The following is a 10,162-nucleotide window of genomic DNA, read 5'->3' on the forward strand; positions in this document are numbered from 1 at the left end:
GGCATCACCCCTGCAGGTTTCGCCTGCAGGGGTGATGCCGTGTTGGCGACTTCGGCGCGTAGTCGGTGTGAGTAGTGCGGGAAGTCCGGCCGCTCCAGGGGCGTCGCTGGTACACGTGAAGGAGGGATACCTTACAGGCACGGATCGATGTACCAAACGGGGTCCCAATAAACGCGCGCTGGAGTGGAGCTTACTGGAATATCCTGATACTTCGTTCCATCCTGCTTTTTTAGGCGGACCGTTACGTTTCCTGTTTGACTATTAGCGACGGCGCCGTAGCCCAGGAAGTTCGATATGGTACGTTCGGTGCACCTGTAAAGCTTAAATACAGTGTGCTGACCGTCACCTTCGCCGACGGCGACGCATACATACGCGGACGGGCAATTGTTGATGGCGATGTCGCGTAGTGGCGTGCTCAGATCTCGAATCAAAACCTCCGTATCACGGTAGAAGGGGAACAGGCCCGGGGAGGCCAGTGCTCCTGCACTAGACGTGTTTGCATGAGCCGCCCCTTTCGCTTGCCCCGCCTGTGCCGCCGGAGTGGTAGCCGAGAACACAGAAACCAGCACGACGAATGCAGCGACGATGTGCGACAGCCTTGCTCGTAAGACCTGTAGTGCTCCTGACTTGATTGTCATGACCCTCTCCTGAATCGTGAAACCTGATCATGCAGTGCGGGAAGTTAGCACCGCTCGTTAAGCGTCTGCTGATGGCACGGAGGAATCGAGGGCATACTCCGGACAAAGACCGGGCATAGATTCGGACACGTTACTTGTGACGATTTATGCGCCCTATGTGCTTCTGCGCGGTACGGATACGCACTTGCATGGATGGCCTCGTCACGCAGCGATGGCTGCACCGACTCTTACCTGTAGCCAATGCATCGGCCATAACTGCACGGGGCAGACAAGCTGGTCAGCTACTTCGGGCGTGGATGAACGGCGTGAACGGGAAGCAACACCACGGCGGTGACGCTCGACACGATCAAGACCGCACCGCCTACTGAGCCCCATACGGTTATGGCCAAAATCGCCGTACTGGACAGCAGCAGCGTGCCGCCGACCGGGCGGCCAACCGCGGCGACCGCCGCGACCGCCACGGCGACAACCACCGGCACCAGCACCTCCGTGCCCGGCCACGGCCTGCACACCAGCTCCATCGCCACCACGACCGCCAGCCACGCCACCGTCACAACCGCCACCCGCAACGCGGAGCCGGTCCGCCCGGCGTGCGGCGCGGGAACCGCACTCATTGCTGAACCTCCTGCATCAGCTGGTACGACTCGTCGCCGCCCTTGCGGATCCGGCCTGCCTTCTCCAACGTCCGCAACGCGGCCGGGATCTCGCCGAGCGACACCCCGTCCAGCCGCCGCCGCGCCGCCACGCACAGCGCGCCGACGTCCTTCGGCCCGCTGATCAGCACGTGCTCGACCACGGCCTGCACGTCCCCCGGCGACCACTGCGGCGCGGTCGAAGAGGCCTTCGCCGGCGTCACCGCGCCCGGCTCGCGCGGGTCGACGCCGCGGCGGCGCATCTCGTGGTACTCCTCGAAGAAGCCCGCGGTGATGTCGTCGAGCTTCCCGGCGGCGGGGCTGGTGGCGATCTCGTACAGGTCGCGCGAGATGGCTGCGCGCCACTTTCCGCCGGGCCGGTTGTCGATGCCCTTGAGGTAGCCGAGACCATGCGTCTTGTCTCGGGTGCCTTCCCAGAACGCTTGCAGCAGCGACGGGTCGGCGGCCAGGCCGACCATGTTCCAGTCCTGGCTGGAGCCGGTGCGGAACGCGGCCACGCTGCCGCCGCCGGACAGGTTCGAGCGGAGCGTGTTGCTGATGGGCTTGCCGCCGAAGTTCTCCAGACCCAGGTTCTGCGTGTAGACGTCGATCGCCCCGCCTGGCTTCCTCCAGGTTTTCGCGGCGGTGGCCAGGAACACGGTCGCTTCCGCGCCGAGGGCGTCGTCGCCCAGGAGCAGCGGCAGCTCCTCGACTGCGACGTACAGCAGCACCATGCCGCCCAGGTCCGGGTCACCTGGCACCAGGAACGGCTTGCCGTGCCGTTCCCGGCCTTTGTTGTCGACCCACGGCGCGTGCGCGATGTGCTGCGCGCGGCGGCCCATCACGTAGTCGAGCGCCTGAAGTTCCTCCCAGCACGCTGGCACGCCTTCACGGCTGATCGGGGTGCGGCCGTTCCAGTCCGGCTGCGAGCTGCCGTCCTGGGCGTCGAGCAGCACCGCCACAGCAAGCTCGCACTGGTGCACGAGCGCCAGCTTGCTGCCGCCGAACCCGGACTTGCCCGCGCCGGTCGACCCGGCGTTGATGCCCATCTGCGCGCCCGCGCTCGTGGTCCAGAACGACCAGTGGGCGGGCTTGAGGTCGAAGAACGAGCCGACGCGGGCGATGCCGGTCTCCGGGTCGATCGCTGCGGCGTAGTCCTCCAGGTACTGCACCTTGCGCAGGTTGTCGCCCCGCTCGACGATCGTCACCCGGGCTCCGGAGTGGTCGCCGCCGGGGGCTGGCCCCAGCTCGACTTGGTCCTTGCCGACGCGGCGGGCGGACGCGATGGTGCCTTTGGCCTTGTCCATCCGGTCGAACTCGGTCTTGCCGGGCTCGCCGACGATGACGGCGGTGAAGCCGCCGGGGACGGGCTCCGGCTTGGTGAGGTGGGTGTTGGCGAACACGGCGTTGTTGGAGGCGACTGTCTGCTCCCACCACGCTTCGACGCCCGCCACGGTGTCCTTCGGCGGGGCCTTCGGCCGGTCCGTCCGGCGGTCCGTGGCCGAGCGGTGCAGGCCGTACCAGTAGTTCGCGTACGTGACCACGCCAACGACCCACAGCGCCAGCGCCATCAGCCCGTACGGGCCGACGAACGGGGCGACCAGCAGCCACAGGCCGCCCGCCACCTTCCGCTTCAGGGCGGCCTTCTGGCCGCGTCGCCGCGCCTTGACCAGGGTCGCGCCTACGGCGATGACGACGGCCGGCCCGGTGACTTCCAGGCCGAGGCCGGTCACGTCGGCCAGGACGGCGGCGGTCTGGATGGTGGCCAGCCACGCCACCGGCCGCACGTACGCCATCCGGCCGCGCTGGCGGTGCTTGATCCGGCGGAACGCGCGCCGCATCCGGCGGGGTTCGGGCTGTTCCTCGGGCTCGGTCTTCTTCTTGCTGACGGTGGTGGCCATGGAGTGCGCTCCCTTCCGAGCGTGCGGGGTGATCGCTCTGCTCCGGGCACCCGCCACGACCAGGCCGTGGCGGGACCCGCAACCTCAGCGGTCAGGCGGTCGCGGCGGCCGCCGCGTCCTTCGCGATCAGCGCGGCCACGTTCGCGGCCTAGTTGAGCAGGTCCTGCAAGATGGCGGCGTTGCCGACGAGGTCGGAGTGCTGGGCGAGCAGGTCGCCCATGCTCGCGACGAGGTTGTTGCTGGTGGCGGCGAGGCTGGACAGCTCCTGCGCCATCTGCTCGTGCGCGAGGGCGTAGCTGGTGAGGCCGGTGGCTTCCTGGGCGACGGACATGGTGTTTCCTTCCGGTTGCGGCGCTTGCTCGGTGCCGGTGTTGTGGGTTTCTGCCCGCTGTTTTGCTTGCGTGTTCGGTTCGGGGGCGGCTCGGGTGAAGCGGAGTTCCTGGCCGCACGCGCATCTGATGGCAGCCTTGTCCTGGCCGGGGTGGAGCATCACGGAGTGCGTGGCGCCGCACTTCTGGCACGTGTCGGTGGCGATGATGATCGTGTTAGTGATCAGCCTGCCGCCGTCCGGCGCGGGCGGCGTTTCGTACGTCGGGTCGTCGTGCACGACCTCGGCTTCGACTTCGAGCGTCCGGTAGGCGTGCCGACCACCCTTCGCGGCTTCGACGATGATGCGGCGGGCCGCGCCGATAATCTTGGCCGCGCCGTACACGGTCCCGCCTGCGGTCACGGCTGTGACGCCCAGCAGCTCCAGGCCGGCCGACAGGGCGCGGGCGCGTTTGGTGCCGCGTCCCTGTAGCGCCTTCTGCGCCCGGTCGTAGGCGTCGCGGGTCGCGGTGTAGCCGTTGCGGAACTCGGTGGCGGCCTGCGTGCGGCCTGACCGCCACGCGCCGGCGGTGACGGCTTTGGCTGCGGTGCGGGCGTCGGGCCGACGCCACAGGATGACGCCGGTGACGGCTGCGGCGACGACCAGGGCGAGAATGAGCATGATCATTTCGATTCCACCTGGGACTTGAGGGTGTTGGCGTTGGAGCTGAACTGGCCGCTGATGTACGCCCAGGTCGGGCCGGACGTCATGACGACGATCGTGATCAGCGCCGAGAGCGCGAACAGGCCCCACTGGCTGGGCCGTCCGATGTCCCAGTCGGACACGCCGATCATGACGCCGATGGCGACGAGCACCAGGGCGATGAACGCGGGGACGCCGATCCACACCTCCAGGCCCCAGTCCGCGCCGAGCGTGACCAGCCACGCGGCGACACCGATGAGGCCGACACCGCCGAGGATCATGACGACGGCGACGACAAAGTGGATCTTCCGGAACAGCGTGCTGTGTCGCATGACCGCGATGGCGGGCGCGAGGAACACCGCGGCGACCACGGCACCGCCGATGACCAGGCCGAAGGAGAGATTCATGGAAGGGATTGCCTTTCAGGCGAGAACGACTGTGAAGAGGTACACGACAGCGCCGACGGCCAGGACAGCGGCCAGCAGCGACGGGTAGCGGATGATCAGGAAGAGGGGCTGCAGGATGACGTTCGCGAGAATGACCGGCGTCCCGTACAGGCCGTAGGCGATCCGCAGGGCGATGGCGTCGCGGACGAACTGCGGCGGGTCGATCCAGTACTGTCGGGCCAGCGTCGCGATCGACGCGGGCCGTTGACCGAACAGGCCGTCGCCCACCACGAGGTCGTCGAGCATCTGCTCCAGCCGGGGCAGCAGCGCGTCGGCGGCCGTCGACCAGACCGGCACCGCGTTCTCTGCGGGCTCGTCCTGCTCGGCGGGCACAGCGGCGATGTCGGCGACCGGTGCGGGGAACGGGCCGTGGACCACGTTGTCCTGCTCGGGCTGCTCGTCGCCGTCGTCTGCGGGCAGGCTCAGCTCATACATCGCTACTTCCTCCCTTCTGAGCCTTGAGGTGGTTGGCGTGCTTGGTGTTCAGGTCCTCGGCGATGGTCCGCATCTGCTTGGTCAGGTGCAGGCCGTCCGCGTGGGCCTTGGCCGGGTCGCGTTTGGCGAGCTGGGCGAGTTCGGCTGCGACCCAGCACGCGGCGAGGAAGAAGCGGCGCATGCCGTTCCGTTCGCCGTTGATCCGGCGGGTGTGGAACGCCTTCCGCTCCTCGGGGCCGGTGCGGTTCCTGGCCAACGTGCTCCTCCTCCTGCTTACAGGCTGTGATCTTTGATAGGCTGCGCCTCGCGTGCGCGCATGCGCGGGCGTGCGCGCTGCGCAGCGCGGGCGCGCGTTGGGCCGTCCGCGAAGCTGCCGGTCAGCGCCGCAGCGGCAGCGAACCGCCCCGAAACCCCGGTCACGGACCGTCACCTCCTTGGGGTTCGTCGACGTCCTCGAACAGCGCCGCCAGCTCGATGTCCCAGTTGATGCGGGCTCCCTCCTGGCCGACCGGCACGAGCTTCGCCGTCTCGTCCAGGAGGCTGCGCAGGCTGGCGGCGGGGACGCGGAACGTCACCTTGTCCGGGCCCCAGCGCAGCGTGAACAGCGTCCACATCGGGTCGCCGGACGGGCGGACCTGCAGCTCCCCGCAGGAGGCCAGCTCGTCCACGCCCTTGAGGAGCACGTCGCGGGGCACGTCGAGCCTGACGACGCCGCCGCTGACGTGCACCTGCACGAACCATGGGTCGACCGGGAGGTAGTGCAGCCATCCCATGAGGAACTTGTCGGGGTTGTTGTCCTGCCACATCGGCAGGACGGCGCTGAGTTTGGCCCAGCTCACGTCGGGGTGGTCCATGTTGTGTCCTTCGGGTGTCGGGTTGGTTGGGTGTCGTGTCACGCCGCGTTGGGCGCGGTGCCGGGGGCCGTGTCACCGGGTGTGTCACGGGTTGTGCCATCGGTTGTGTCACGGGCCGTGTCACCAGGCGTGTCACTGGCTGCGTCGTCCGTGTCATCGGTCGCGCCGTCCGTGTCACGGGGCGTGCCACCGTCTGCGCCACCGGTCGTGTCACGGGGCGTGCCACCGGTTGTGTCATTCGGTGCCAGCCCGGCCTGTTCGATGTACCGGTACGCGGTGCGCGTGCTGACGCCGTACTCCTCGATGGCCTTGTCGCGCAGGTCCGCGACCTCCAGGCCGGGGTGGGTCTTGACCAGGTCATGCAGCCACTTGATGCGCCGCGCAAGCTCCTCGCTGGAGGGTTGACCCGGCGTGCCATGGCGCGTGCTGTTCGGCTTGCGTGACACAGGCTTCTGCGTCACGGGCTTCTGTGTCACGGGGGGCGGTGACACAGGCTGCTGTGCCACGGGAGGGTGTGCCACGGAGGGCGGTGACACGGCCGGAGCTGTGTCACCGCTCGTGCCACCATCCGTGTCACGAGGTGTGTCACGGTACGCGCCAGCAACAGAGCTTGCATCAGCGGCAGGCGGGATTGCCGGACGCTCCGTCGTGTCACGACCTGTGCCACGGCTCTCCTGCCAGAACGCGGGCGTCTTCACCTTCGTCAGCTCGGCCGTGTTGTACAGCGCGGCGATCTGGTTGAGCAGCCGCTCCTGCTTGTCCTTGTCCTGCACGAGCCCGGTGTGCTCGACCGCGCGGTCCATCGCCTTGTCCAGCGCCGCCAGCGCGCGGGCCTGCTTGCAGTCGGAGGCGTCGGCCTCGCGTAGCGCGCGGGCACGCTTCGCTGTGAGGGCGACTCGGGTGAGGCGGCGGTGTACGTCCACCTCCGTCGCGGTCCGGTCGGACGACTCGGCCAGGCCGATCCGGACCAGCACGCGCTCAGGGGTGAGCCGCCAGTTGATCCGGCTTCGGCCGGTGAGCCGCTGCCGCTCGATCGACATGCCGCGCTCCCACAGCCAGGCGGCGACGATCGGCGCGGCCAGCCGGAACACAGCCTCGGGGAAGCTGCTGGAGTCCATGCTGGACAGCACCGCGGACAGGCAGGTCAGCGCCCATACGGCCAGGCCGTCGATGCCCGCCTTGTGGTTCTCCCGCATGTTCCGGCGGGCCCGGACGGCGCTGGTCACCATCGCGACCTCGATGAACGCGAACAGCAGGACCCGCAGCGGGCCGTCGAAGCCGAGCACGTCGCCGGAGAAGCGCCACATGCCCTGCGCGGACACGCCGGTCGCGATGGACGCGGACACGACGGTCAGCACGTCCTCGACGGGACGTGGCGCGACGTAGCGGGCCAACAGCCAGGCGGCAGCTCGCCAGGCCAGGCGCAGCACCTTGACTGTCAGCGCCAGGCCCGCGAGCGCGACGAGGGCGATGATCGCCGAGCTGATCGGGTTGGTGGTGACGTAGTCGAACACGTCGGCGAGGGGGTTCACGCGGCCTCCTCGTTGTCGCGTGCTATACCGCTTGCGAGAAGGAGGTCGAGGCGCACCCAGGGGGCCAGGCCGGCCCGGATGCCGTGCGGCTCGTAGCCGTGCAGCATGAGGTCTGCGGCCTCCTCGGCCTGTGCCGTCACCTGGCACTCGTATCGGGCCGGGCATCCGGCGCAGCGGGCGGCGGCGGCCTGCTCGTAGAAGCCGCGCTGGATCATGGCGTTGAGGCCGGGTTCCTTGTCGGGGAACCAGTGATCGGGGTCGACGCCGGGCCGGGTGCACAGCCCCGTCTCGGTGATCGTGTCGTACATGGAGCGGAGGCGGGGGAGGTCCATCGTGGGGTCGTTTGGGCGTGTCATACTTCTCGCAGACCTTTCAGGTCGTGTTCTCTCGGCTAATTGGGTTGGTTGGGAAGAGCAGGGCGGCCTCCGGTGCGGGATGGGTACCCGTAGCGTTCCGGGGGCCGCTTACTTTTGCGCCCGCACCGGAGTGTTATCTAGATAACATGTCGTACTGAAAGCATGATGAGCCAGGGCACGATCAATTGTCAAACGCTTGTGACAACATCCAATGATCGAGGCACACCAACAGGAGGAGCGCACCCGTGACAAGGCGCGACGAGATCGCGAACCACCTTCGCGAACTCATCATCAACGGCACCTACGCGCCCGGTGACATCCTCCCCAACCAAGCCACCATGAAGGCCACCTACGACACCACAAGCAACACCATCAGCGCCGCCGTGAAGATTCTCCGCGACGAGGGCCTTGTCTGGCGCGTCGCCACCCGCGGCCTCATCGTCCAAGACCTGCGGCCCGTTCACATCGACCTCAGCACAGCCACCCAGCACAGCAACGGGCGCGGCCCCTGGGAAACCGCCTGCCACCAAGCTGGACGCACCGGCAGCATGCAGCTCATCTCCGTCGAACGCGGCCCGGCCGCCCCCGATGTCGCCTGCGCCCTGCAGCTCAGCGTCGGCGCGACCATCGTCCGCCGCAACCGGCACGCCCTCGCGGACGGCCAGGCCGTCATGCTCGACACTGTGTACTACCCGCTCGCCCTAGTCGACGGCACCCCCGTCGCCGGGAGCGACAAGGTCGACGGCGGCACGCTGGCCGCGCTCATCGCCGCCGGCGTGCTCGACCCCGCGACAGCGCGGGTCCGCGAACTCGTCGGTGCTCGCGCCTCAACGAAGGACGAAGCCGAGACACTACGGCTACGGCCCGGCGTGTCCATCCTGACGGCCGAGCGCATCATCCGAGACGAGGATGCCCAGCCGGTGGAACTGCTGCGCCGGGTGGCGAACCCGCGCAAGGTCCGGTTCCAGACCGACGACCTGCCGCTGCGAAGCCTGTGACCTACGCTGCCGCTCCCCGGTAGGTCACCCACTCGCGGGCAGCTTCGGCCATCCGGGCCGTCCACGACATCGACGCCGCCCCGTCGATCTCCCGCCACAGCCGCACGCTCGCGGCAGCGAACGCATGAACCGCGTCGACCGGAGCCAGCCGCCATGCGGGCAGGCCGGACACGACGTGCTCGGCTTGCCCGGTGGTGTGGCCGCAGGCGATGAGCCGGATGACGAGACAGGCCGGGTCGATCCAGCCCGCGCCCCGGGTAGGCTACGCCCAGTCGATCAGCAGCGCCTGCGACCCACTGATGAGCACGTTCACCAGGTTGTAGTCGGCGTGCAGCAGCTGATCCCCAGCGAACCACCCGGCATGATCAAAGTCGGTGACGTCCGGCCCCAGTGGGCTGAGGTTCTCGTCATAGGCGAACGCTTCGCTATTACCGGATCGCGCGGAGGCGGCGCAAGTAGAGTGCACCGATAACAGCGAAGATCAACGCTCCGACGAAGCAGACGGCAGGAATCAGAAAATCGGGCCCCACCCGAGGGTCCAGCACGCGATTCCAGGGGTCAGCTGGGTCATAGAGCAGCTCGGTAACGCCGCCCACCTGTGGTTCGGGCCACCAGAAGTAGTCAGTTACATCGGTCGTGATCTGCTGGCCATCGGCTGCGGTGAACTCAACCACGACATAGGACTCCGAGTAACGACCGTAAAAATGGTGCACTTCTCGGATGGTGGCCTTGGTCGTAATGCCATAGGCGCGTATGCCGCTTGTCGACATCCACTCAGCGCCTCCTGCCACAGCAAAGAAGGCAGCGAATAACAGGTAAAACGACGCTTTGAACCATGTCGTGCGCACGAGGGATCAACGTCGGAGAACCATAGATGGTTCCTCAAGTAGACCCAGGCGAGCTTGTCGTAAGGCGACAACAGTTTAGAAGGAGACTCCAGCGGCTACAGGCTGGCGTTCACGCTTCGACGAACCTGGATCAATTACTCGGCCGCGGGGTTCGAAGACACCTTTTCACGAACACAGCCCCCGCGCCCGTCGTCAACAGCATCGCCACCGCGCTGTTTAAGCCCTCCGACACCGTCCGCGCCGCCGTGACCGGCCCAGTGTGCTTCTGCGCTGCCCCCGGGTCGCCAGCGGCAGGTCCTCCCAGTTGACTCGCGTCAACGCCATGATTCTCCGATCTTGCACGCGGTGGGCCGCCTCACGATAAGTCCCGTGGGACGGCCCTCACTTGTGCTTACGCCAGATGGTGAAGGGCCGGGGTCACGCACAGGCGGATGCGCGTGCCCCGGCCAGCCCTGCCCGAAGGGCGGCAGCAGGCAGGGCGGTCCGGCGGCGGGCTGTGCTGCCAGGCACGCC

Annotated in this window: 13 protein-coding genes; 1 reads left to right on the forward strand and 12 read right to left on the reverse strand. The window is 67.8% G+C overall.

Annotated elements, in window-relative coordinates; all coding sequences use genetic code 11:
- Positions 1–131 precede the first annotated feature (131 nt).
- The 10 genes from KME77_RS20365 to KME77_RS20410 form a co-directional block, all read right to left on the reverse strand.
- Entirely contained in the window at positions 132–638 is a 507-nt protein-coding gene (locus tag KME77_RS20365) for a hypothetical protein (RefSeq protein WP_219470136.1), read from the reverse strand.
- 281 nt (positions 639–919) lie between these two features.
- Entirely contained in the window at positions 920–1,252 is a 333-nt protein-coding gene (locus KME77_RS20370) for a hypothetical protein (RefSeq protein ID WP_219470137.1), read from the reverse strand.
- Positions 1,249–3,171 carry a hypothetical protein gene (locus KME77_RS20375; protein ID WP_219470141.1) on the reverse strand — a complete coding sequence of 641 codons (1,923 nt, stop codon included), beginning with the start codon at positions 3,169–3,171 and terminating at the stop codon, positions 1,249–1,251. Before KME77_RS20375 ends, KME77_RS20370 begins: the two co-directional genes overlap by 4 nt.
- A gap of 148 nt (positions 3,172–3,319) precedes the next feature.
- A complete protein-coding gene (locus KME77_RS20380; protein WP_219470142.1) occupies positions 3,320–4,165 on the reverse strand; it encodes a hypothetical protein in 846 nt (281 codons plus the stop codon).
- On the reverse strand, positions 4,162–4,587 hold the full coding sequence (locus KME77_RS20385) for a hypothetical protein (RefSeq protein WP_219470144.1): 426 nt from the start codon (positions 4,585–4,587) through the stop codon (positions 4,162–4,164). The genes KME77_RS20380 and KME77_RS20385 overlap by 4 nt, the downstream gene beginning before the upstream one ends.
- A gap of 15 nt (positions 4,588–4,602) precedes the next feature.
- The gene (locus KME77_RS20390) at positions 4,603–5,061 is read right to left on the reverse strand and encodes a hypothetical protein (RefSeq protein WP_219470146.1); all 459 of its coding nucleotides are present in this window, start codon (positions 5,059–5,061) and stop codon (positions 4,603–4,605) included.
- Entirely contained in the window at positions 5,054–5,317 is a 264-nt protein-coding gene (locus KME77_RS20395) for a hypothetical protein (RefSeq protein WP_219470148.1), read from the reverse strand. The genes KME77_RS20390 and KME77_RS20395 overlap by 8 nt, the downstream gene beginning before the upstream one ends.
- A 160-nt stretch (positions 5,318–5,477) precedes the next feature.
- Positions 5,478–5,915 carry an SsgA family sporulation/cell division regulator gene (locus KME77_RS20400; RefSeq protein ID WP_219470150.1) on the reverse strand — a complete coding sequence of 146 codons (438 nt, stop codon included), beginning with the start codon at positions 5,913–5,915 and terminating at the stop codon, positions 5,478–5,480.
- A 38-nt stretch (positions 5,916–5,953) separates the two neighbouring features.
- Positions 5,954–7,447, reverse strand: a complete 1,494-nt coding sequence (locus tag KME77_RS20405; protein WP_219470152.1) for a hypothetical protein — start codon at positions 7,445–7,447, stop codon at positions 5,954–5,956.
- Positions 7,444–7,803, reverse strand: coding sequence for a WhiB family transcriptional regulator (locus KME77_RS20410; protein WP_219470154.1), 360 nt, complete (start codon positions 7,801–7,803; stop codon positions 7,444–7,446). Before KME77_RS20410 ends, KME77_RS20405 begins: the two co-directional genes overlap by 4 nt.
- 245 nt (positions 7,804–8,048) lie before the next feature.
- Between KME77_RS20410 and KME77_RS29450 the strand changes: the two genes are divergently transcribed.
- Entirely contained in the window at positions 8,049–8,801 is a 753-nt protein-coding gene (locus KME77_RS29450; RefSeq protein WP_219470156.1) for a GntR family transcriptional regulator, read from the forward strand.
- Positions 8,802–9,063: 262 nt separating this feature from the next.
- Here KME77_RS29450 and KME77_RS20420 read toward each other — a convergent pair whose 3' ends face one another.
- Both KME77_RS20420 and KME77_RS20425 read right to left on the reverse strand, forming a co-directional pair.
- On the reverse strand, positions 9,064–9,267 hold the full coding sequence (locus KME77_RS20420) for a hypothetical protein (RefSeq protein ID WP_219470158.1): 204 nt from the start codon (positions 9,265–9,267) through the stop codon (positions 9,064–9,066).
- Positions 9,230–9,649 carry a DUF3592 domain-containing protein gene (locus KME77_RS20425; RefSeq protein ID WP_219470160.1) on the reverse strand — a complete coding sequence of 140 codons (420 nt, stop codon included), beginning with the start codon at positions 9,647–9,649 and terminating at the stop codon, positions 9,230–9,232. Before KME77_RS20425 ends, KME77_RS20420 begins: the two co-directional genes overlap by 38 nt.
- Between the last annotated feature and the right edge of the window lie 513 nt (positions 9,650–10,162).

The organism is Nonomuraea rhizosphaerae, assembly GCF_019396405.1.
Classification (GTDB): domain Bacteria; phylum Actinomycetota; class Actinomycetes; order Streptosporangiales; family Streptosporangiaceae; genus Nonomuraea; species Nonomuraea rhizosphaerae.